We start from the raw sequence: 23,488 nt of genomic DNA on the forward strand, positions 1-23,488 counted from the left end.
ATTTCTCCAACATTTCCGGGTCCGGCCGGAGTGCCGACCGGGATCTGATGCTCACTCGCCGCGCAGGATCAGCGCACGCGCGCCGTCCCACTCGGCGAAGATCTGCTGTCCGCCGTGCAGGCCGAGCCGGTCGTAATCGGCATGCGGTTTCTGCACCTGCAGCTCGAGCCCGCCGCCGGCTTCGAGGTGGATGTTGACCATCGAGCCGATGAACTCTTCACCGACCACGGTGCAGGCCAGCCGGTTGGGCCGGCCAGGCTGCGCGGTGAGGTCGATATGCTCGGCGCTCAGGCAGACGGTGACCAGATCGCCGGGGGCGACCGACTTACCGTCCGGCAGACGCGCCTGGAACTCGCCGTGCTCCGAGCCGACATGGACCAAGCCCGCATCGTCGAAGCCGGTGACGGTACCGGTGAGGATGTTCTTGCCGCCGACGAACTCGGCGACGAAGCGGTTGTGCGGCTCGAGGAAAACCTCCTGCGGCGAGCCAATCTGTTCGACCCGGCCCCGGCTCATGATCACCACGCGATCGGCCATCGCGAAGGCTTCGGACTGACTGTGGGTGACGTAGACGAAGGTGATGCCAAGATCCTTCTGCAGCCCGGTCAACACGCTCTGCATGCGCACGCTCAGGTTGGCGTCGAGTGCGCTCAGCGGCTCGTCGAGCAGCAGGATCGGCGGCTCGGTAACCAGCGAGCGCGCCAGCGCCACGCGTTGGCGCTGGCCGCCGGAGAGCTGGCTGATGTCGCGCGCGGCGAACTCCTCAAGCCCGAGCCGCTCGAGCCAATGCAGCGCCTTCTTGCGCCGCTCGGCCTTGGCCATACCGCGCATCCGCAGACCGAACTCGACGTTCTCGAGCACGTTGAGAAACGGGAACAGCGCCAGGTTCTGCCAGACCAGCGGCGTCTCCCGCTCCCAGGAGTAGAGGTCATTGATCCGCTCGCCGTTGAGGCGTATCTCGCCTTCGCTCGGCTTGTCGAGGCCGGCGAGCATGCGCAGCGTCGTGGTCTTGCCGCAGCCGCTCGAGCCCATGATCGCGACGAACTCGCCCTTGTAGATCTCGAGGTTCATGCGCTCGACGGCTAGGTAGCTGCCGAAGTGCTTGACCACATTGTCGAATACCACCAGCGGTTGAGTCATGGCTGAAATCCTTCCGATTCGGGTGTTTGTCAGGGTCGCCTCAGGCGCTCGCCGGCTTCTGCCGCCGCATCAGCAGCACCTGCGCGAGGATTACCAAGGTCATCGTCGTGATGAAGACGATCGTGCCGATCGCGTTGATGGTCGGGCTCACCTGCCCTTGCAGCGTATTGAGGATGCGTACCGGCACCGTCTCGTTGAGCCCTGACACGAACCAGGCGACGGCGAACTCGTCGAAGGAAACGGCCATGGTCACGAACAGCGCGGCGAAGATGCTCGGTGCCGCGAACGGCAGGATCACAAAGCGCATGGCCTTCCATTGACTGGCGCCAAGGTTCCACGCCGCCGCCTCGATGTTGGGATCCATCTGCGCCAAGCGCATCCGGATCACCGCCATCGCGAACGGCGCGCACATCACGATGTGGCTGACTATCACCGAGTGGATCTCGCCGGAAAGCCCGATCCGCGACAGGAAAGCCAGCATCGCCAGCCCCATGATCACGACTGGGATGGTCGGCGGCAGCAGTGCGAGCGCCATGTATATCGGCTTGCCGAAGAAGTGGTAGCGGAAATCGGTGTAGGCCGCAGTGAAGCCGAGCAGGGTCGACACCAGCGACACCACCACACCCACCATCAGGCTGTTCCTGAATGCCTGCCACACCGCCGGGTCGGCGGCGATCGTCTCGTACCAGTGCAGGCTGAAGCCGCCCAGCGGCAGGGACGGGAAGCGGTCGATGTTGAATGAGAACACGAAGCTGCCGGCGATCGGCGTGAAGATGAAGATGAACACCAGCACGACGTAACTGCGCAGCAACAGGTTGATCAGGCGATTCTCGTTCATGCGCGCCTCCGGTAAGCGAAGCGGACTGATCCGAAGGCCGTGATCAGCAGCGTCACGATCATCATCGTTGCAATCACTGCCGCGCGTGGCCATTGCTGACCGGACTTGGTGGTGTCGGTGATCAGCGTGCTCAAGGTCGGCGGCTGGCCACCGCCCAGGTAGAGTGGGCTGACAAAGTCGCCGAAGGTTAGGATGAAGCAGAACAGCGCCGCGACGACTATGCCGATCCGCGCCGACGGCACCACCACCTGGAACACCGTTCGCAGTCGTCCGCAGCCGAGGTTGTGCGCCGCCTCGATCAGCGAGCGGTCGATGTACATCAGGCTGAACAGCTGCAGTAGCACCACCAGCGGCAGGCACAGCGTGAAGTAGCCGACATAGGTGCCGAACGCGGTGTTCAGCATTGGAATCGGCCCCAGCCCGAGCAGGCCGAGCGCGGCGTTGAGGATGCCGTTGTCGCTGAGGAACACCTGCCACGAATAGGTGCGCACTAGGTAGCTGGTGAAGAACGGCGTGATCAGCAGCAGCACTATCAGCTGCTTAGCCGATTCGCGGAACTTGAAGGCGATCGTGTAGGCGCAGGGAAAGGCCACCATACTGACCAACACCGTTGCACCCGCGGCCATCCCGAGGGTGTGCAAATAGGCGTCCCAGAAGAACCCGCGGCTGAGCATGTAGCTCCAGTTCAGCCACTCGAACGTCGGCACCATCCGGAAATTGCGCACGACCCAGAAGCTGATCGCGACCAGGAACACCAACGGAAAGACGAAGAAGATCAGCTGCCAGATCAGGATCGGCATCGAGAAACTGAGGCCGTACCAAGGCAAGCGGAATGTTTTCTTGCCGCCATATGCCTGCGCGAGCGGCTTAGAGCCACTCATGTCAGCACTGATCGGCGGGGCATATATCTTGCGTGAGACCATTACGACCACTCCCGCGTTTTTTCGTCAGGCGCCCTTGTATTCCGACCAGAAGTCGTTCCACTCCTCCAGACTCTGCTGGACCGGAAGCTCGCGGTACTTGATGCGGCCATCCCGGATGTCATCCATGACGTTGCGCTGGCCGAGCACCATGCTTTGGCGCTTCGCTTCGGCGGGATCAGCCTGGCTCAACAGTTCCCAACCTTTCTTGCTCGGGATCAGAGCCGGATAGGCGGCCATCTTCGCCGACTTGACCTGACCTTCCGGCGAGGTGATGTACTGGATGAACTTCTTCGCCAGTTCGGGGCTGCTCGCCTTCTTGGCGATGCAGTAGGACTCAGTCCATTGCAATCCACCTTCCTCCGGCACCACGGTCTTCACCGGGGCGCCGGCGCGCTGCAGGACACCGGTGATCCAGTCGCCGATGCCGCACATCGCATGGATCTGACCGTTCTTCAGCGATGAAAAGGTTCCGCCGTAATCGAAGAATCCGCCGATCTGCGGGCGTAGGCTCATCATCTTCTGCTTGACGGCTTGCCAGTGCGCCTCGTCGATGTCGTACGGACGCGAATTGCCGCTCAGCAGGCTGATCTGTCCCAGATTCGGCAGGTGCCAGTCGAAATGCCCGACCTTGCCCTTGAGGCTTTCGTCCCAGAACACGTTATAGCTGCGCACCTTGGCTTCGGAAACAAGCTGGGTGTTGTAGGCGATGCCGAGAAAGCCGAAGCGGATCAGGACCGAATACAGTTCGTTGTCCTGCCAGTGCCCGGGGAAGCGCTGGAATTCGGGGAAGAAGTCGTCGAAGGGGTAGTCGGCTGGGTCGAGTCGCTCGATGTAGCCGGCGGCGTTGAGTTGCTGCACGTATTCGGCGTCAGACAGGATCAAGTCGAAGGTGCCGGGTGGGGACTGCGAGATCAGCCCGAGCATGTTGTCACCGCCGGTGTAATACTTGGCCCTGACCTTGATCCCGTGCTGGCGCTCGAAGTCGGCGACTATGTCCGGCTCGGCATGCCCGGCCCATGCCAGGATGACCAGCTCTTTTTCCTCTGCGGCAAAGCTTCTCAAGGGTAGGAAGCTAGAAAGGGCCGCGCTACCCGCCAGAATGCCCGTGGTCTGGAGAAATGTCCGGCGCGAAAGGTCGATGCGATTTTTCATTATTTTCTCTCCTCGGTGATGGAAAGGTGCTTCTGTCCTTCTGTCCTTGCCTCTTGCTTTCTTCTCTGCCCTGGCGCGTCAGCGGTGGATGCGGGGAGGGAATTCCCCCTCCCGCAAAGGCCGGCTGCGACATCTTTTACGTTAGTCGAAGGTACCCGACGGGATGCAGCATTGGCGCGCCCCTGGAGAGCATTTCAGCAGATCCCCAGGAGCAACTTTTGTACGTGTGCGACCCGAAGTTGGCCAGATCCGCCCAACTGTTTTTGCCCGCTTCAGGCACGCCAAAGCGCCGACACCAAGGTGTCGGGTGAGCCGTTTTTCTTGCAGGTTTCAGGGACGAAAAAGAGGCGAGCGCGAACGCTTCTGCGCGGGCGATTGGCGGCGTGTCGTGGCCCATCCATCGCCTCTCATCTGAAGGGCAACAGGTGAGCCTTCGATAGAACGGAAAGCTATGCCATCAATGCAGCGGCAGGGGATTCGAGCGGCAGCGGTGCAGCCGCTCTTCGGTCGGCGACACGGCAAAAAGTTCGCGGTAGCACTTAGAAAAGTGCTGAGCCGAAACGAAGCCGCAGTCCACCGCCACCTGCACCATCGGCAACGCGGTCTGCTTGAGCAGCTGCCGGGCGCGGATCAGTCGCAACTTCAGGTAATAGCGCGAGGGTGTGCAATACAGGTACTTCTGGAACAGCCGCTCCAGCTGCCGCCGTGAAACGCACAAATAGTCGGCCAGCTCATCGAGACTGAGGGGCTCGCGCAGGTTGCTCTCCATCAGCGCCACCACTTCCTGCAGCTTCGGTTGCGAGTTGCCGAGGATGTGTTTGAGCGGCAGGCGTTGGTGTCCCTGCTCATTGCGCAGGTGTTCGAAGGCCAGGGTTTCGCAGATCTGCGCCACCAGTTCAGGCCCATGCCCGTGGCCGATCAGGCGCAACATCATGTCCAGCGGCGCCGTGCCACCCGAGGCGGTGTAACGATCACGGTCGATCACGAACAATTGTGGGCTGATCGCGACCTGCGGGAAGCCCTCCTGCATTTCCAGCAGGTATTCCCAGTCGACACTGCAGTCGTAGCCATCGAGCAGGCCGGCAGCGGCCAGGGCCCAACTGCCGGAACACAAACCGCCCAGATGCAACCCCTGCTCGGCCTGCGCCCTGAGCCAGGCCGCCTGTTCCGCGGTGCAACTGCGTTGGATACCCTTGCCGCCACAGACAATTAGCGCATCCATCGCCGGAGCCGTGCTGCTGGCGGCACTGGGTGAAATCTGCAGGCCGTTGCTGGCCCACACCGGGCGCCCATCCAGGGTCAGGGTGTGCCAGCGGTACAGCTCCTGCCCGGACAACTGGTTGGCCAGGCGCAGGGGTTCCACGGCGGAGGCCATGGCCATCAGCGTGAAGTTGTTGACCAGCAGAAAGCCGATGGACTCGAGCGCACGCGTGTGTGGCGCATGCCGGGTGTATTCAGTAGCCATGGCGCTGCTCCTCCGCTCGGCTCAGCACTCGATGGCACTGACGGCCAGACCGCCGCGCGAGGTTTCCTTGTACTTGTCGTGCATGTCGGCGCCGGTGTCGCGCATGGTACGGATCACCCGATCCAACGAGATGAAGTGTTCGCCGTCGCCACGCAGGGCCATCTGCGCCGCGTTGATCGCCTTCACCGCCGCTATCGCGTTACGCTCGATGCACGGCACCTGCACCAGCCCGCCGACCGGGTCGCAGGTCAGCCCGAGGTTGTGCTCCAGGCCGATCTCGGCGGCGTTCTCCAGCTGTCCCGGGGTGGCACCGAGGATTTCCGCCAGGCCGGCGGCGGCCATCGCGCAGGCCGAACCGACCTCGCCCTGACAGCCGACTTCGGCGCCGGAGATCGAGGCGTTTTTCTTGCAGAGGATGCCCACCGCTGCGGCGGCAAGGAAGTAATCGATCACGTCCGCCTCGCTCACCGCCGGGCTGAAGCGCACGTAATAATGCAGCACCGCCGGGATGATCCCCGCCGCGCCGTTGGTCGGCGCCGTGACCATTCGCCCACCGGCGGCGTTTTCTTCGTTCACCGCCAGGGCGAACAGGTTGACCCATTCCATGCCGCTGAGGGTCGTGCCGATCACGTTGGGCTTGCCCAGCTCCTGCAGGCTGCGGTGCAGCTTGGCGGCGCGGCGTTTGACGTTGAGCCCGCCCGGCAGCACGCCTTCATGCTTGAGGCCCTGCTCGACGCAGTCGCGCATGGCCTGCCACAGACGCATCAGGCCTTGGCGGATTTCCGCTTCGCTGCGCCAGGCCTTTTCGTTGGCCAGCATCAGTTCGGACACCCGCAGGCCATGTTCCTGGCACAGACGCAGCAGTTCGGCGGCGCTGGAGAAGTCGTACGGCAGCTGGGTCTGGTCCTGATCCAACGAGCCGCTGGCGGCCTGGGCGGCATCCACCACGAAGCCACCGCCGACCGAGTAGTAGGTGTCGCGGTGCAGCTCGCCGCTCGCGCCTTCGACGATCAGGGTCATGGCGTTCGGGTGGTAGGGCAGGTTTTCGTCGAGCAGCAGCAGGTCGCGCGCCCAGTCGAACGGCACCTCGAAGTGGCCATCGAGCAGCAGGCACTGGCTCGCGCGCAGGGCGGCGATGCGTGGGCCGATCTGCGCCGGGTCGATGGCGTCCGGCCATTCGCCCATCAGCCCCATGATCACCGCGTTGTCGCTGCCGTGCCCGACCCCGGTGGCGGACAGCGAGCCATACAGGCGCACCTCAACGCGGCGCACCTGCGCCAACACGCCGCGCTCGCGCAGCCCCTGCACGAACAGCGCGGCGGCGCGCATCGGCCCCACCGTGTGCGAGCTAGAGGGGCCGATACCAATCTTGAACAGGTCGAATACGCTGATGGCCATGCCGGTTTCCTGAGCTGAACTGGCGCCAGGATGAAGCGCGCCTTGCGTTGGATTGTCAGCCGGCTAGCAAGGGCAAAGCTGTCTAACCTCGACCCAAACGTGTTCATACTCGCCGCCGTGCCGGCCTCATCTTGCGTGTCGATTCGAGCGCTTAGCCCTTTGCCAGAGCGGGGCTGGCTGGCACGGGGCAGCCAATGGCTAGTGGCCTGTACGGCTAGTTGGTTAACTCAAGTTCGGATGCCTGGAGTCCCGAGACAAGGCGCCGTGACGAGTCATAGCTGGGCTATGACGAGGAGCGGCAACGCAGTATCGGGGCTTCAGGCGCCGAAATTGACTAATGGAACTAGCCACACAGGCCACTAGGTACGTCACGCTGCGGGCGCTTGCGACATGACTGAAGAGAACGGCTAGGCCAGCACGCCCAAGACAGGCGGCGGCATGAGGGACAACGCAGGCGTCACGCCTGGCCGAAAGCTGTGCCGGAAGGCTGAAACAGCCAGGCCGCCCTACTGATAGTTCAATATCGTCAAAAAAATATCTTTTTAATTACATCTATTTAGATAGATAAAAATATTTCAAGAAGAAAAGTGCCGGCACATTGACAGCCTTGCTCAGCAGAACTTAAGTCTGACTGTAGGTGTGTGTGTGACCGGTGGCGGGGAATGCGGCGCAGGAGAGGGCGTTGCGTCCTATGTCAGGTCTATCGCTAGGGAGAAGATCATGGACAAAGCATCGTTCATCTACGGAGTGGTCGTGCTTTTCCCGCCTGCGAGTTTTTCACCCCAACTGCATGGCCCGCCGTCGATCTGACCAGCAACGCCGTCCTCTGGCGCGCTGTCATCGCGGGTAAAACCACCTGTCCTTGACCACTGAGTAGGCGCAAGCCACTCAGCCGCGATCAGCTGAGGCGTTACCCCAAATCCCTGTCATTCAATCTTCTTCGTTCAAATACGGAGGGGTTTTTTGCAGCCATGAATTAAGCATGGCCGCAGCCAGCACTGAGGAATGCACTACCAAGGAGAAGAGCTGCCATGAAATCAAAACTCTTGGCTAACTGGAAAGGCAAACTGCAAGCGGGCACGTGGGGGATATCCATCCAGGCGAGTGGCTGGAAACCCCTCTCGCCCGCCCCATTGGACGAAGCCGACGGCGCCGGCCGGCGCTCCTTCCTGAAGCTCGGCGCAGCCGCGATGGCGGCGCCGCTCCTGCTGCGGGCGCGTATCAGCACGGCCGGGGACGATGATGATGACGCAAGCCCGCCGGTGTTCCCCCCCAGCCCGCCGACCAAGCCGTGGCAGGAGAGGCTACCCGACGCGATCACGCCACTCGCCCCGCTCGACCAGCTCAACCCGCTAACCCCGGCCCCCAGCGTGACGGCGAATACTGCGGGCGAAGAAGAGTGCGGCCGGGGCGCGCACCAGCGCCATGACGAACTCCTTGACGCGGTTGGCGTGACACAGACTGTTTACGCGCTGAATGCCGTGGAGCGGCCCGATTGGCAGTTCCATCCGGACTATCCGAAACAGCCGGTCTGGGTCTTCGAAAGCGACAACCCGGATAAGAGCCAATTCAGTCCGGTGTTCTTCGCCCGTTATGGCCAGCCCATCCTCTGCCGCTTCCGCAATCGGCTGCCGCAGAATCACACCGGCTTCGGCTCGCCCGAGATCTCCGTGCACCTGCACAATCTGCATGCGCCATCGGAGAGCGATGGCTTCCCCGGCGACTACTTCAGCCCGACCAAGGCCGGGCCGACCCTGAGCGCGCCGGGGAAATGGAAAGACCACTTCTACCCCAACATCTATGCCGGCTACGACCAGCAGAAAACCCCCCTCGGCGATCCGAACGAGGCCCTCGGCACGCTGTGGTTTCACGACCACACCCTGGACTTCACCGCGCCGAACAACGTCCGCGGCTTGTTCGGCTTTTACCTGTTGTTCGACAACCTCGACTCGGGCGACGAGGGCCCGCAAAGCAGCGGGCTGCGGCTGCCGAGCCATCCCTACGATTACACCCTGAGCTTTGGCGATCGGCGCTTCGACGCCAACGGCCGGCTGTTCTACGACCAGTTCAATCCCGAGGGGGTGCTCGGCGACAAGGTGATAGTCAATGGCAAGATCGAGCCGGTGTTGCGCGTCGCCAAACGCAAGTATCGCCTGCGCCTGCTGAATATCGGCCCGAGCCGTAATTACGAGCTGTATCTGGCGCGGGCCAACGGCGTCGTGCAGACCTTCACCTACATCGCCAACGACGGCAACCTGTTGCCGGCGCCGCTGCTGAACCAGGCCAGGGTGCGCATCGGCGTGGCCGAACGCGCGGATATCGTCGTGGACTTTTCCAGGTATCCGATCGGCACCGAGCTGTACATCGTCAACCGCCTCGAGCAGATCACTACGCGCAAGCCTGGAGCCGTAAAGGCGCCGGGCACCCAACTGCTGAAGATCATCGTCGACCGCACCGCGGCGGATGTCAGCGTGGTGCCGAGCGCGCTTCGCCCGCTGCCGCCGCTACCCACTGCTGCAGAAATCGCGGCATTTCCGGTTCGCCGCTGGGTGTTTAACCGCAGTGGTGGCTTGTGGACGATTAACGATCAGCTGGTCGACGTGCAAACCCCGCGCGCCCAGATCCGCCAAGGCGAGTACGAGGTATGGGAGCTGGTGAATATCGACAACGGCTGGATCCACCCGATCCACATCCACTTCGAGGAGGGACGCATCCTCAGCCGGAATTTTGAGGGGAAAAACGTCCCGATCCCGGCACACGAGCAAGGCCGCAAGGACGTCTTCATGCTCCGCGGACCCGAGACCATTCGGGTGCTCTTGCGCTTCCGCGACTTCAAAGGGAAATACGTCATGCACTGTCACAACCTGATCCACGAGGATCACGCGATGATGCTGCGCTTCGACATCGTCTGATGTGCGCGCCAACCCCATCCGTGACGCTGGAGGTATGCAGATGAACACTCGCAGAAATCTCTTGGTCGGCCTCGGCGCCGCCGCGCTCGGCGTTGTCGCCTGGCGCACCGGCAGCGACACCCGCCGGCTCGAAGCTCAGCCGGCTGGCGCCGATACAACTGGCGCCAGCTATTTCCCGAACATCACGCTCTACACCCACGAAGGCAAACCGGTGAAGGTCTACGACGACCTGATTCGCGGCAAAGTGGTCGCCTTCAACATGATGTACACACTCTGTGGCGGCTTTTGCCCGACCATGACGGCGAACCTGCGGGGCGTGCAGAAGCTGTTGGGCGAGCGCGCCGGGCGTGACGTCTTCATGTACTCGATCTCACTGCAGCCGGAGCTGGATACGCCACAGATCCTCAAGGCCTACGCCGAGCAGCATCACGTCGGCCCAGGCTGGTCGTTCTTGACCGGTGCGCCCGCCGACATCGAACTGCTGCGCCGGCGCCTCGGCTTCTACGATGTCGATCCGCTGGTCGACGGCAACAAAGCGAGCCATACCGGCATGGTCCGGATCGGTAATGACCGCAACAACCGCTGGACCATGGCTGCGGCGCGCTCAGTTCCCGAACAGATCTTTGCCGCCATCAATCATGTCGACAATAGCGTCGTGCATACGGCGTAGGGTGGGTTAGCCGTAGGCGTAACCCACCACCCGAACCGCACGCGGCGCTGCTCTGCGGCACCGTTGTGGGCGGTGTCTGTTGCTGACACCGCTGGTGGGTTACGCCGCTACGCGACTAACCCACCCTACACTTGATGACTTAAGGCGGCTCGGGATCAGTGCGTAATTAAATCCGACGAAAGCGACGGGTTAGCGTCGCTTTCAACTTTACGATTCCTAGGTCTTGGACTTTAGTCTAATCATTGACGTTTTGAGCGGCATCGAAGAACGAGCCGCGGGACAGTCACCGTCAAGCTAGCGCTGGGGAGGGCAACCGCCATGAACCAAGCATTCATGGGGAGTTGGCAGCGCAAATTGGCAGCTGGGGGTAGGTATGCCCCATGAAAAGCAAGGCTTGGAAATCCAGGTCGAAGCGTTCCAAGGATTTACCCGACGGCGAAGCAAGACGCTCATTCCTCAAATTATCCGCCGCGGCAATGGCGGCGCCGCTGCTCCTGCGAGCACGCAACAGCGCTGCCGTGGAGTGGGTCACCACGCCCCAGCCGATCTTCCCCCCCAGCCCGACCACCAGGCCCTGGCTGGAGGAACTGCCCAGGCAGATCGTGCCGATCGCGCCGCTCGACCCACTAATAACCCCGCTAACCCCGAGTCCCACTGTGGACGCAAATATCGCAGGCGGCGAAGCCGGGCGAGCGCCGCACCAGCGTTACGCCGAGCTCATCGCAAGGTTCGGAGCGCCGCAACTCTATGAGTTAAGTGCCGTGGAGAATCCCGCATGGGTGACCCATCCGGACCTGCCCAACCAGACCGTCTGGGCTTACCGCAGCGCCACACCGAACGCGACCGTGCCCGCCACCATCTTCGCGCGTTATGGCAAGCCGATCCTCTGCCGCATCCACAACGAACTGCCGCAGGATCACGTCGGCTTCGGCAGCCCGGAGATCTCCACCCACCTGCACAATCTGCATACGCCCTCGGAGAGCGACGGCTTCCCGGGCGATTTCTACAGCCCGAATCTGGCCGGCCCGACCCTAACTGCGCCAGGGGAATTCAAGGACCACTTCTACCCCAACATCTATGCCGGTTACGACGAGCAGAAAACCCCTCTCGGCGATCCGAACGAGGCCCTGGGCACTCTGTTCTTCCATGACCACACCCTGGATTTCACCGCGCCGAACGTCTACCGAGGCCTGGTGGGGTTTTACCTGTTGTTCGACGACCTCGACTCGGGCGACGAACGCGATCCCAACGGGCTGCGGCTGCCGAGCCATCCCTACGACTACCCGCTGGCCTTCGGCGACCGGCGATTCACCCCGCTCCCGGACGGCCAGCTGTTCTTCGACCAGCTCCATGCCGAAGGCGTGCTCGGCGACAAGGTGGTGGTCAACGGCAAGATCGAACCGGTGTTGCGCGTGGATCGCCGCAAATATCGCCTGCGCCTGCTCAACAGCGGGACCAGCCGCTTCTACGAGTTCTATCTGGTCACCCCGGGCAACGTCGTGCAGCGCTTCGACTACATTGCCAACGACGGCAACCTGTTGCCGGAAACGCTGCGCAACCAGACCAAGGTGCGGCTCGGCGTGGCCGAGCGCGGCGACATAGTGGTGGACTTTTCCAAGTATCAGATCGGCACCGAGCTCTACCTGGTCAACCGGATCCGCCAGCTCAGCACCCGTGGGCCCAAGGACGTGAAGGCGCCAGGCACCCGCGTGCTCAAGTTCATCGTCGACCGCGACCCGCCGGAGCAGGACATGAGCCAGGTGCCGGACAAGCTGCGGGACTTGCCGGAGCTACCCACCGATGAGGAAATCGATAAATTACCGGTGCGGCGCTGGGAGTTCGATCGCAAGAATGGCCTGTGGGTGGTTAACCAGCAGCTGTTCGACGTGGACAACCCGCGGGCCAAGATCAAGCAAGGCGACGCCGAGGTCTGGGAATTGGTGGATGACGCCGGCGGCTGGTCCCATCCCATCCACATCCACTTCGAGGAAGGCATCATCCTCAGCAAGACCGTCGATGAGATAGAGGTGCCAGTGCCGCTGCACGAGCGCGGCCGCAAGGACGTCTTCGTGCTGGAAAAAACCATGGCCATGCGGGTGCTGCTGCGCTTCCGCGATTTCAAAGGCAAGTACGTCATGCACTGTCACAACGTGATCCATGAAGATCACGCGATGATGGTGCGCTGGGACATCGTGGGCGAGGGCGAGGAGGACGTGGACGTGGGCGAGGACGTGGACGTGGACGTGGACGTGGACGTGGACAATGACGATGACGATGACGATGACGACTGAATGCTGCGCGGCAACGACGCTCATGAGCCTGGAGGAATGCAGATGAACACTCGCAGAGATCTATTGGCCGGCATCGGCGCCCTCGGCGCCGCCGCGCTCGGCTGGGCTGCCTGGCGCGAGGTCGGCGAAGCACCGCAACGCCTTCGCAGCGCGGCCGCCGCTGGCGGTCGCTTGCCGAACACGCTGCTCTATACCCACGAAGGCAAGGCGGTCAGCTTCTACGACGACTTGATCCGCGGCAAAGTGGTCGCCATCAACATGATGTATGCATCCTGCGCGGGGATTTGCCCGACCGCGACGGCGAACCTGCGGCTGGTGCAGCAGCTGTTGGGCCAACGCCTGGGGCGCGACGTCTTCATGTACTCGATCACCCTGCAGCCCGAGCTGGACACGCCGCAGAACCTGAGGGAATACGTCGAGTTGCACCATATCGAGCCGGGCTGGTTGTTCTTGACCGGCGCGCCCGCCAACATCGAGCAGTTGCGCTATAGCCTCGGCTTCTACGACCCCGACCCGCTGGTCGACGGCAACAAGGCGTCCCACTCCGGCATGCTGCGCGTCGGCAACGACGCCTACCAGCGCTGGACCATGGCGCCCGCACTGGCCACGCCCAAGCAGATCCTCGCCACCATCAATCATGTGGACAGATCCAGGGTGCACAGCGCTTAGGGCTGTAGGGTGGGTTAGCCGTAGGCGTAACCCACCAGCCGGCCTGCACGCGGCGGTGCTTGACGGCACCACTGGTGGGTTATGCCGCTACGCGACTAACCCACCCTACAAAAGGCTACGGCCCGATTCAACATTCAACTGGTACATAGCCTTGAAAGCGAGCGGTGGCTAGTCCAGGGCGCGCGGTTTGATGCGCTCTGCAACCACACTGCCGTCAGCCGCGATGCGACCACGCACTTGCACATAGTCCCCCGCGACCGGGGCGTTATCCACGCGGGTGGCCGAGTCGACGATCAGCCTCAACCCATCCAGCGTCCAGCCGGCACCGAGCCTGCCGTGCAAACGCACCCGCGCGCCGCTCGGGCTGGGCGCGGCATTGCCTTGCGCATCCCGCGCGCCCTGGTTGATCCAGGCGCTGATCAAGGCGATTTCCGCATCATCCAGATACGGCGGTCCATCGTGTGGCATGCGCGGCAGCGCCTGCCCGCGAATACGCCGCACCAGCTCGCTGGCCTCGGCAAAACCCGGCACCACCCGCGCGCGCTCGGCGCGGGAAACCGTCGCCTGGTAGGAGGTCAGCACATAGCCCTCGGGCGCCCGCCCCTCGGCGTGGCATTTGGCACAGCGCTGGGCAAAGATCGGCGCAACACGGGCATAGCTGACCGGTTCACCCGGCTGCGCTCGCAGCTCCGCACGGGCCACGGCAGCCGCCGGAGGTGGCGCACCGTGCGGCAACCCGGCAGCCACCCAGCGCTCGAACAGGTCGATCTCCTGCTCAGTGAGAAACGGTGGCCCGGTCATCGGCATGCGCGGCAGGCTGAGGCCTTTGAGCCGGCGGATCAGCTCACTCTCGGCCGGATTACCGGCCTTGACCACCGGGCCGTTTTGGCTGCCGGCCAGCAGGTTGTCGAGACTGTCGAGCTTGAGTCCCAGCGGCGCCGCTGGCCCGCTATGGCAGAGCACGCAGCGCGTTTGCACAAGCGCCGCGAGATCCGCATAGGTCACTTCCTCGGCGTGGCCCGTGGGCGCAGCGAGCAACACCGGCAGCAGGTACAACGACGTCATTCGGTACAGGTTCTGGTTCATCCGCACACCCGCCTCAGGCGCGCTCGCGCACTCGCAAATAACGGCTTGGCTCTTGTAGGAGCGAGCGGGCATGGCAGAAAAGCATCGCTCGCGATGCTCGCTCCCACATTCATTTCCGGGCGCTGCAAGCGAGCTACTACAAGGCCGCCAAGGTGTAGCTCTAGCGCATACGGAAAGAGAGCGTTATTCAGCAACAGCACAGCTGGCGGAGAGGCCCAGCCTCGGAGTACCTGCCATAGCCCACAGGCTTAACAGCTGATATCAATGAGCCATAACAATCTATTGAACCTCTGGCAGAACAGTTATTTGCATACTTATCAAGAACGGTTCTGATCTAAACTGGTCATCGACACCTTTAGCAACATAGTTCAGTTCCAAGGAGGATTTCGACGTTTTGCAGAGCGTTGTGTTGAATAGGCAAGGGCACGACGCCCGGTGCCAGCGTCAACACAACGACGGAGAAAATCATGGACAGCGAGCAACGCACTCGCATGCTGGCGCCGCCGCCAACCGGCGCTTTCGCGGCCTATCAGCCTACCCCCGCCCGGCAACTCCATACCGACCGTTTGTTCGGTGTCGTCAACGCCCAGAACCACTTACGACTGAGCGCTGATAAGCGAAAGCGATTCAGAGGCGTTCGGCTGTGGGCGTTATCCCAATGCCCGATCGCCGAACGCCTGGTTCGAACACGGAGCTGACGTTTTGCCACCCTGCCAGGTGCCGGGCGGCAGTTAGCGAGGAGCAAGCCGCGTGAGAGAAGCACCGCCATGAAACCTACAGACTTGAGACACAGGAAAGGTCAACTGCCGAACCCGCAAGACTCAGCCGATGTCGAGGCCCGGCGCTCGTTCCTTAAGCTCGGCGCTGCCGCCATGCTGACGCCGCTACTGCTGAACGGACGCAGCGCTGTCGCCGATGATGATCCAGAGCCCCCGGTATTCCCCCCGAGCCCGCCCACCACGCCGTGGCTGGTGACACTGCCCAACGCGATCACGCCGCTCCAAGCGGTCGCCGCCCTGAACCCGAGCCCCACCGTGGCGGCGAATACTGCGAACGGCGAAGCGGGGCGAGCGCCGCACCAACGTTTCGCCGAGCTCACCGGAGTGCTCGGCGCACCGCTACTGTACGAGCTGAAGGCCAAGGAGCGCCCCGATTGGGTGTTCCATCCGGCCTATCCGCCGCAGCGCATCTGGGGTTACGAAGGCACCACGCCGGGTGCGACCAGCCCGGGCCCGACGATCTTCGCGCGCTATGGCCGGCCGATCCTCTGCCGCATACGCAACCAACTGCCGCAGAATCATGTCGGTTTCGGCACGCCGGAGATCTCCACCCACCTGCACAACTTGCATACGCCGTCGGAGAGCGATGGCTTCGCGGGCGACTACTACAGTGCGAACAAGGCGGGCCCGACCCTGACCGCGCCTGGGGCATTCAAAGACCACTTCTACCCGAACATCTATGCCGGCTACGACCAGCTGCAGAACCATATCGGCGATCCGAACGAGGCCCTGGGCACGCTGTTCTACCATGACCACACCATGGACTTCACTTCGCCGAACATAGTGCGCGGCTTGTTCGGTTTCTACTTTATTTTCGACCCGCTCGACTCGGGCAACGAGCGTGATCCAACCCCCGGCGCCCTGCGGCTGCCGAGCCATCCTTACGACTACCCGTTGAGCTTTGCGGATAAGCGCTTCGACGCCAACGGCATCCTGTTCTACGACCAGGTCAACCCCGATGGGGTGCTCGGCGACAAGGTATGCGTAAACGGTTACATCGAACCGGTGCTCAGGGTGGCGGCCCGCAAGTATCGCTTCCGCCTGCTCAATGTCGGGCCCAGCCGTTTCTATGGCCTGTCCCTGGTGACGGCGAGCAATGTGCGGCAGACCTTCACCTACATCGCCAACGACGGCAACCTGTTGCCGGCGCCGCTGCTGAACCAGACCCTGGTCAGCTTTTCCGTGGCGGAGCGCGCCGACATAGTGGTGGACTTTTCCCGCTACCCGATCGGTACCGAACTCTATCTGATCAACCGGCTCCGTCAGGACAACACCCGCGGACCTGATGGAACTGGAATCGGGAGTAATGGCCCGCGCATCCTCAAGTTCATCGTCGACCGCTTCCCGCCACAGCAGGACCTGAGCCAGGTACCGGCTGCGCTGCGCCCGCTGCCGCCACTCAGTCTCGCCGAAATCGCCGCCGCGCGAGTTCGCCGCTGGGATTTCGACCACGACCGCGGGGTGTGGGTGATTAACGACCGGCTGTTCAACGTGAATCGCGCCAGCGCCCTGATCCCCCAAGGCGCCGCCGAGGTGTGGGAACTGATCAATGACGACGACGGCTGGCAACACCCGATCCATATCCACTTCGAGGAGGGGCGCATCATCAGCAAGACCAGGGAGGGGAAAAACGTGCCGGTGCCGCTGCACGAACGGGGGCGCAAGGACGTTTACTTGCTCGGCGAGGATGAGACCGTGCGGGTATTCATCCGCTTCCGCGACTTCAATGGGAAGTACCTCATGCACTGCCACAACCTGATCCACGAGGACCACGCGATGATGCTGCGCTTTGACATCGTGGCGCAAAGCGGCAACCAGGGCCCCGGCGGCGGAGGCAGCAGCGGCACCGGCTAAGTGAGGCGCCAGCAACGCTCACAGGCCAGGAGGATTGCAAATGAACACTCGCAGAAATCTCTTAGTCGGCATGAGCGCGGCCGCGCTCGGCGTGCTCGCCTGGCGCGGGGCCAGCGAAGAACCGCAGCGCGCTCGTAGCGGCGCTGCGGACGGCGGCTACTTCCCGAACACGCCGCTGTATACCCACGAAGGCAAGGCAGTCAGGTTCTATGATGATCTGGTCCGCGGCAAAGTGGTCGCCATCAACATGATGTACACCTCGTGCACAGGGATTTGCCCAACCACGACGGCGAACCTGCGGCTGGTGCAGAAGCTGTTGGGTGAGCGCGTGGGCCGCGACGTCTTCATGTATTCGATCACCCTGCAGCCCGAGGTGGACACGCCGCAGATCCTGAAGGAATACGTCGAGAGGCACCACATCGAGCCCGGCTGGTTGTTCTTGACAGGCGAGCCCGCCGACATCGAGCAACTGCGCTTTAGCCTCGGCTTCTACAGTCCCGACCCGCTGGTCGACGGCAATAAGGCCAACCATTCCGGCATTCTGCGCATCGGCAACGACGCCTACGAGCGCTGGACCATGGCGCCCGCGCTGGCTGAGCCGGAGCAGATCCTGGCCACTATCAATCATGTGGACAGATCCGTCGTGCATACGGCGGCGTAGGTTGGTGCTGAGCCAAAGGCGATGCCCAACAACCGGCCTGCAAGGCCGGGCTGCCAAGCGAAAACCCGAATACCGGGAGTCGCGAGGCGACTTCATGTTGGGCATCACTGCGTTCAGCGCCAACCTACGTTCAGCGCCAACCTATGTTGACGGTCAGGCTCAGCCTATCCGGCGCCTAACGCGCCGTGCAAAAGCGCCCGCGCGCCGCTCGGGCGGGGCGCAAGCGAATCCTGTCGTCAAGCAGATCAAGCATCAAACAGCCTGATTTCTTCCCTGCACCTCGGCCAAGGCGCTTGGGGATGTAGCCGGCTGAAACCGAAGGTTGAGGCTGGCAGTCTGCGGCTGAATTTTTCATTTCCGACAAGCAGTTACAGAACGGATGTCCTAATTTTCCTTTATCTCGACATACCCCCGTGCATCTTTCGCCTGGCAGGGTGCTGGTGCGCGAATTCGGGGGAGCGCGAACACGAGGTCACTTTGACCCCGGAGAGCGGCTTCAAGGCGTTAAGCTCCGCCTTTCCGGCAGTGCCAATGTGCCACCTAGAAGGAAGGGGTGGAGAAGTTGGCGATAGCCGCCCTAAGCTGTCCGTTGTCGACATCGAAGGTCAGGGTGAAGGACGCGAGCACCGGGCGCGCCGATTCGGTCGCGTTGGCGTTCACCGGGGTGATGGGGAAAGTGAGCTCTACCAGATCACTAGGCCGGAGCGGCCGGACCACCGTGTTCTCGCCATGCGCGAAGTACCTTGCCCCTGTCGATTGCCCGACGCCGATCACGTTGAGGAAATCGATGGAAAGGATGACACCGGGCGGGCCGTCAAAGTCGGGATCGGTGAACATGGTGCTCCTGATGCGTGCCTGCCCCTTAAGGGCAATGTTTTCCGTAGCCCCGTCCAACGTGCCCTCGATCGGGACGATGAGCTGGGATGTCTGGCGCGCTGGTGAGGGAGCGGCAGAGGCGCTCTCCCAGATCAGGCTGCCCACGATCCCGGCGAGCGCCAGGAGGGCAGACGTGAATCTCGGGTGACCGGTGTTCATTTTTGCCTCCTCGACTCCTTTCGGAGTTCCTATGAGCCCGGAGCGTCGCTCATGGGCTGGGGCATCATCGGGGGCGTCGAGTCTTTCCCTTCCGGATGCTCGTGGGCTGCGCTTTGCGCCTCGAGATACTGGATCAGAGCCTCCACATCGCCATCGCCCAGGTGCAGGTTGGGCATCCGCACCGCGTTGTATCTGGCGTACAGGTCCATGGCGATCGGGTCCTGCTCCGCCAGCATCTCGTCCGGCGTCTTGATGAACCGCCTGAGCCACGCCTGGTCGCGGCGGCTCGTGACACCCAGCAGGTCCGGCCCCAAGGCATCCCCTTTGCCGATGGTGTGGCAGGCGGAACATCGGCTGCGGAAGAGATAGCCCCCTGCGTCCAGCCCTTCGATCGGGGGGGCGGCCGTGTAACTTTTGCCCATGTCCTCCTGCCGATTTTGCCAACCCAGCAGGAACGTGCTGAGCTTCATGGCGAGGAAGCGTGGGTTGTCCAGAGCGGATTGCCGCATCCATTGGCCGGTCGGCTCGTTGCCGATCATGAGGCTGGAAAGGTGGCCGTCCGGGTCGTCGGCGTCCGTGCGCGACCACAACCCCAGCTTCTTCTGCACGAGGGTGATGTCTTCTTTCTTTCCGGTGAGGAACAGCCATCCGGGACCCGCGTGAAACTTCTCTGCATAGGCCTTGAGCACCGCTGGCGTATCGCGTTTGGGGTCGATGCTGATCGAGTAGAAGAAGATCTCTTTCCCCACCCGGTCGCCCAGCAACCGCTGCACCTGAGCCAGCTTTGCGGTGCTGAGAGGGCACTTGTCCGGGCAGTGGGTGTAGATCACGTTGATCACCACAGCCTTGCCCTTGAGCAGATCGTCATAGAAGCGGACCCTCTTCCCGTCCTGCGTGACCAGGGGGACATTGGGAAAATAGTCTGCCCCCCATCGCTCCGCGCTAAGGGCGGGGCCGATCCACAGAAGAGCCCCGGCGCCGGCGAGCCATACGCAGGCTGCCGTGATGCATGCCCACTGGGGCCTTTGCATGGTACCCGCTCCTTTCAGTTCCAATTGACACCTCGCCCGGCGCCGATGCGCCGACGTCGCAGACGCATTACCGAAACGCGGTCGAGAGAATGTCGGTCGGGTCCACGAACGTCACACCCTGGGGCGTCGGCATCGGGGTCGGCAGCGGCCTCAGGAACGCGCCGCCCGCGTCGTTGATCTCCCAGCGCAACAGCATGGCGTTGTCCTCGTGGGTGGTGTTGTGGCAGTGCTCCATGAACATCCCGCCAAAGTCCCGGAACTGCATGGTGATGGTGACACTGCCACCCGGACGCAGCCGATAGACATCCTTGCGGCCGCGCTCCCACGCCGGGACGTTGCTCAGCTTGCCGTCGCGGGCGAGGATCTGGCCCTCTTCGAAGTGGATGTGAATCGGATGATCCCAGCCGCCGCCACCGTTTCTCAGGGTCCAGATCTCACGAGTGCCGAAGCGCGGCGCGGCCGAAATGCGCCCGAAGTCGGCGGCGAGCATGTCTCTCCCGTTGGTCTTGATGCCCCAGGGACCGAAGAACGACGAGACGGGGTCGCTCGTGGTCTGCTTGGCACCCCGCCCGAACTCGAAGATTCGCTTCGCTGCCACGGGAATCCTGGACAGATCCGGGTTTGGGCAGAGGACGGCAGGCACTCGGCTCACATCGGGCCTGGCGGGATCCCGGACGATCCGGAACTCGAAAAACTTCCCGACGCAGGGATCGGACGAAATCCCCGAAAGGGCCTCCCGCAGCGAGAGGTCTTCATGTGGCTTCCTGCCGTTCTCGTGCTCGGCGAGGTTCACCATCCAGACCTTGTCGCCCACCCGATAGCGGGAAAAGTCGATCACGATGTCGTAGCGCTCCGCGATGCCCAGCTCGTCGAGTTCGGTGAGGACCACCGGGCTCGGCAGCAGGTTCCCGTCGTTGGCGATCATGATCAAGGGTGAAGCATCGCTCAAGGCGATCTTGAAGAACCGGGCGACGGCCCCGTTGAGGATGCGGAAGCGGTATTTGCGCCGCTCGACCTCGAAGTAGGGCTTGTAGACGAGGTTCACGGTCATCACATCGCCCAGGAACCCGTCGAAGTCGAAGATATTCATCGCCAGCTGCCCGTCCCCGTCCCAGGCTTTGTCCGCCAGCATGAGGTTCACGTCGAAGTCGAGGTTGCCAAACGACTTGTCCCTGCCGCTGGGCAATCTGAGATTCACCCCGTCGTTGATCTCCTCGTTGCCGCGATCGAGGCTGCTGTAGATGTTGAACATCCCGGCGTTGCCCTTGTACACGTTCTGGGCGGTGAAACTGAACATGTGGTCGTGGAACCAGTGGGTGCTCATGGTCTCGCGGAAGTCGCCGGCGAGCTTGTCGATGCCACCGGCGTCATTAGGGCTGCCGCAGCGGGAATCCGTGGCCTCCAGGTTGAAGCTGAAGTAGCCGCCATGGCAGATCGGGTAGTGGTAGTCGTAGAACTGGCCGGGGAAGAAAAAGGCCCCGGTGAAGCCGTCGTTCTCCGCCCCATGGTGCCCGTTATGCTCATGGGTGCTCAGCGTGTGTATCCCGAATCCGCCGTTTTGGGTCGGGTCGACCGGCAGGCGGTTGTGATGGCGGAAGAGGATGGACTCGTGGTAGCGACCGATCAGCAGCTTGGGTGGCAAGGTCCCGTTGAACGTCCAGAGCGCGAGTGGCCCTTGGTCCGGCAGGCCCGGATGGAAGCGCGGGCGCAAGGCCGCCGTCGGGTCGATGCCGGAATTGAGGCTCGATGGGACGCCGGGATTGTAGAGGGTGTTGGCCTTGGCACCCTCCTGCGTGACCTCCACGGCCACGGTGGGAAAGAAATCGTGCCACTGCTGGTGGGCCCAGATCGGTCCCGGAGGGCGGCCCTCGATGGGGCCGGTGCGCCCGCCCAGCACGGCGGGCACGGGCTGCTGGGTGGTGTTCGCCTGCTCTGTCGGGTCGAACCCCGGACGGCCAGGAAACGCCGGGAGTGGATTCATCACGCCCTTGCCGGGCGTATACGCTTTGCGCGGCAGGACATCGAAGCGAGGCATGGGCTGGGTGAAGGCCTGGACGCCGAACAGCGGGCTCGGCGGCAACCCGGTCGGGACATTGAAATCATCGGCATACGCACTGCTAGTGAAGGGACTCAGGCCGTGGATCGGGACCAACAGTCCCCCTGTCGTGACGAGGCCCCACTTGATGAAGTCGCGTCGTGTAACCTCTCCCTGGGAGTAAGCCTTTACTAACTCCGCAAGATTCCGTCTCGCGTTCTCGGCTTCTCTGAGTCGAGCTTTGGATACATTCGGTGGAAGGTACATTCGCACCTCCTTGCTCGCAGTATCCCCCGACGTACTAATTCCCCTGCTGCCTGAAAGATGCAGGGCCTCAGCGTGTCACTTCGGACCCACTATCGAGCCGAAAATACAGCGCTCTCGCGGTGGCCTCCGCTATACAAGCACCGCACCCCAGTCACCTATGTGTCTTTGGGGCACAAGTGGAGCAGAATCTCACCTTCACCGCCTATATATCCCGTTTAACGGTTAAATTGTGGCGGATGCCTTCTCTAAGCTTAGCTGAGCAAAAATCGAACTAAAGGGGGGAACTAAAGGGGTCGTAAAAATTTATTTTTAAGCGGCGGCCGCCACCGATTACATTGCCCAACCACGCGACCTAAATTTCGCTCAACTGACTCACGGAAGCGCTCATTACCCAGCGGATAGTTGTGAGTCAACGCCTCACGCATGACATGCAAGGCTGAAGCCTCGAGGTGCTCCGTGAACAACTGTCGATAGGCCTGTTGCCGCTGAGAGGCATCTTCGCCCAACTGCTGATAGAGAAGATGATCCGCCACCACCCCATTCGGCATTCCCCAGGCATGCCAGCCATAGCTTGACCAAGGATATTCCTCCGGAGCCGCAACCATGCCTGCTCGCAGGGGGTTCAGCTCGATGTAGCGATAGCAGGTCAGCAGATTCTCGGCAGCGTTGACCAGGCTTGCTTTGTGCCGCCCCTCCCACAGCGTGCCCGTGTGCCGATGGGTTCGGTTGATGTTCAGCACATACAGGCGTCCCACATTCTGCATCACCCGCGAAATACCCTCAGTATCCGCCGGCGTCATCAGCAGATGGACGTGATTGGTCATCAACACATAAGCATGCAGCTCCACCCGATAGCGCTTCAGCGCATCGGCCAGTGCCGCGAGGTAAAAACGGTAGTCGTCCTCATGGAAGAAACTGGCAGCGCGATTGTTTCCGCGCTGCACCACATGGGCCGGCACACCAGGCAGATACATCCGGTGTTTACGAGGCACGGCAAACTCCTTTTGCCAAAAAACACGACCAACAGCTTAGTTGATCGAAAATAAATCACTACGACCCCTTGAGTTAGGCCGGGCCTTCAGGTAGGGCTCCGTTCGCTCACTAGATTCCCCCTGCGCGGGAATCCAATCAAGTTCGAGACCGAGCATTAGGAGTCGCGAGACGACTCCATGTTGGGCATCACTACGTTCAGCGCCAACCTACGTTGACGATCAGACTCGGCCGTGGCCACGCTGGAAAACCCAAAGCCCACGCAAAAAACCCAGACAGACAACCGCCCCGG

Annotated in this window: 16 protein-coding genes and 1 pseudogene; 6 read left to right on the forward strand and 11 right to left on the reverse strand. The window is 62.4% G+C overall.

Annotated elements, in window-relative coordinates:
- Positions 1-51: 51 nt before the first annotated feature.
- The 6 genes and pseudogenes from D3879_RS03415 to D3879_RS03440 all read right to left on the reverse strand — a co-directional run bounded on the left by D3879_RS03415 (position 52) and on the right by D3879_RS03440 (position 6,916).
- Positions 52-1,140, reverse strand: coding sequence for an ABC transporter ATP-binding protein (locus D3879_RS03415; protein WP_119952688.1), 1,089 nt, complete (start codon positions 1,138-1,140; stop codon positions 52-54).
- Between the two features lie 40 nt (positions 1,141-1,180).
- On the reverse strand, positions 1,181-1,978 hold the full coding sequence (locus D3879_RS03420) for an ABC transporter permease (RefSeq protein WP_119952689.1): 798 nt from the start codon (positions 1,976-1,978) through the stop codon (positions 1,181-1,183).
- Positions 1,975-2,859: an ABC transporter permease gene (locus tag D3879_RS03425; protein WP_238474197.1), complete on the reverse strand. Its 885-nt coding sequence runs from the start codon at positions 2,857-2,859 to the stop codon at positions 1,975-1,977. Before D3879_RS03425 ends, D3879_RS03420 begins: the two co-directional genes overlap by 4 nt.
- A 66-nt stretch (positions 2,860-2,925) precedes the next feature.
- Entirely contained in the window at positions 2,926-4,053 is a 1,128-nt protein-coding gene (locus D3879_RS03430; protein WP_119952691.1) for an extracellular solute-binding protein, read from the reverse strand.
- A gap of 493 nt (positions 4,054-4,546) precedes the next feature.
- A pseudogene (gene gbdR, locus D3879_RS03435) lies at positions 4,547-5,518 on the reverse strand (choline metabolism transcriptional regulator GbdR); the annotation flags it as partial.
- A gap of 21 nt (positions 5,519-5,539) precedes the next feature.
- Positions 5,540-6,916: an L-serine ammonia-lyase gene (locus tag D3879_RS03440; RefSeq protein WP_119952693.1), complete on the reverse strand. Its 1,377-nt coding sequence runs from the start codon at positions 6,914-6,916 to the stop codon at positions 5,540-5,542.
- A gap of 1,031 nt (positions 6,917-7,947) precedes the next feature.
- Between D3879_RS03440 and D3879_RS03445 the strand changes: the two genes are divergently transcribed.
- The 4 genes from D3879_RS03445 to D3879_RS03460 all read left to right on the forward strand — a co-directional run bounded on the left by D3879_RS03445 (position 7,948) and on the right by D3879_RS03460 (position 13,458).
- Positions 7,948-9,828: a multicopper oxidase family protein gene (locus D3879_RS03445; protein ID WP_238474198.1), complete on the forward strand. Its 1,881-nt coding sequence runs from the start codon at positions 7,948-7,950 to the stop codon at positions 9,826-9,828.
- 40 nt (positions 9,829-9,868) lie between these two features.
- Entirely contained in the window at positions 9,869-10,498 is a 630-nt protein-coding gene (locus D3879_RS03450) for an SCO family protein (protein WP_119952694.1), read from the forward strand.
- Positions 10,499-10,878: 380 nt separating this feature from the next.
- Complete coding sequence (locus D3879_RS03455; protein WP_119952695.1) at positions 10,879-12,789, forward strand: multicopper oxidase family protein; 1,911 nt, start codon at positions 10,879-10,881, stop codon at positions 12,787-12,789.
- Positions 12,790-12,831: 42 nt separating this feature from the next.
- Positions 12,832-13,458, forward strand: coding sequence for an SCO family protein (locus D3879_RS03460; protein WP_119954873.1), 627 nt, complete (start codon positions 12,832-12,834; stop codon positions 13,456-13,458).
- Positions 13,459-13,626: 168 nt separating this feature from the next.
- Here D3879_RS03460 and D3879_RS03465 read toward each other — a convergent pair whose 3' ends face one another.
- A complete protein-coding gene (locus D3879_RS03465) occupies positions 13,627-14,544 on the reverse strand; it encodes a c-type cytochrome domain-containing protein (RefSeq protein WP_238474199.1) in 918 nt (305 codons plus the stop codon).
- A gap of 767 nt (positions 14,545-15,311) precedes the next feature.
- Here D3879_RS03465 and D3879_RS03470 point away from each other — a divergent pair.
- A complete protein-coding gene (locus tag D3879_RS03470; RefSeq protein WP_177412367.1) occupies positions 15,312-17,177 on the forward strand; it encodes a multicopper oxidase family protein in 1,866 nt (621 codons plus the stop codon).
- 40 nt (positions 17,178-17,217) lie between these two features.
- Positions 17,218-17,838 carry an SCO family protein gene (locus tag D3879_RS03475; protein ID WP_119952697.1) on the forward strand — a complete coding sequence of 207 codons (621 nt, stop codon included), beginning with the start codon at positions 17,218-17,220 and terminating at the stop codon, positions 17,836-17,838.
- A 540-nt stretch (positions 17,839-18,378) separates the two neighbouring features.
- Here D3879_RS03475 and D3879_RS03480 read toward each other — a convergent pair.
- The 4 genes from D3879_RS03480 to D3879_RS03495 form a co-directional block, all read right to left on the reverse strand.
- Positions 18,379-18,873: a hypothetical protein gene (locus D3879_RS03480; protein WP_119952698.1), complete on the reverse strand. Its 495-nt coding sequence runs from the start codon at positions 18,871-18,873 to the stop codon at positions 18,379-18,381.
- A gap of 29 nt (positions 18,874-18,902) precedes the next feature.
- Positions 18,903-19,904: an SCO family protein gene (locus D3879_RS03485; protein WP_119952699.1), complete on the reverse strand. Its 1,002-nt coding sequence runs from the start codon at positions 19,902-19,904 to the stop codon at positions 18,903-18,905.
- Between the two features lie 67 nt (positions 19,905-19,971).
- Positions 19,972-22,056, reverse strand: a complete 2,085-nt coding sequence (locus D3879_RS03490) for a multicopper oxidase family protein (protein ID WP_158592060.1) — start codon at positions 22,054-22,056, stop codon at positions 19,972-19,974.
- A gap of 434 nt (positions 22,057-22,490) precedes the next feature.
- Positions 22,491-23,198, reverse strand: a complete 708-nt coding sequence (locus D3879_RS03495) for a transposase (protein WP_119952701.1) — start codon at positions 23,196-23,198, stop codon at positions 22,491-22,493.
- Between the last annotated feature and the right edge of the window lie 290 nt (positions 23,199-23,488).

The sequence above is a fragment of the Pseudomonas cavernicola genome (genome assembly GCF_003596405.1).
GTDB lineage: Bacteria > Pseudomonadota > Gammaproteobacteria > Pseudomonadales > Pseudomonadaceae > Aquipseudomonas > Aquipseudomonas cavernicola.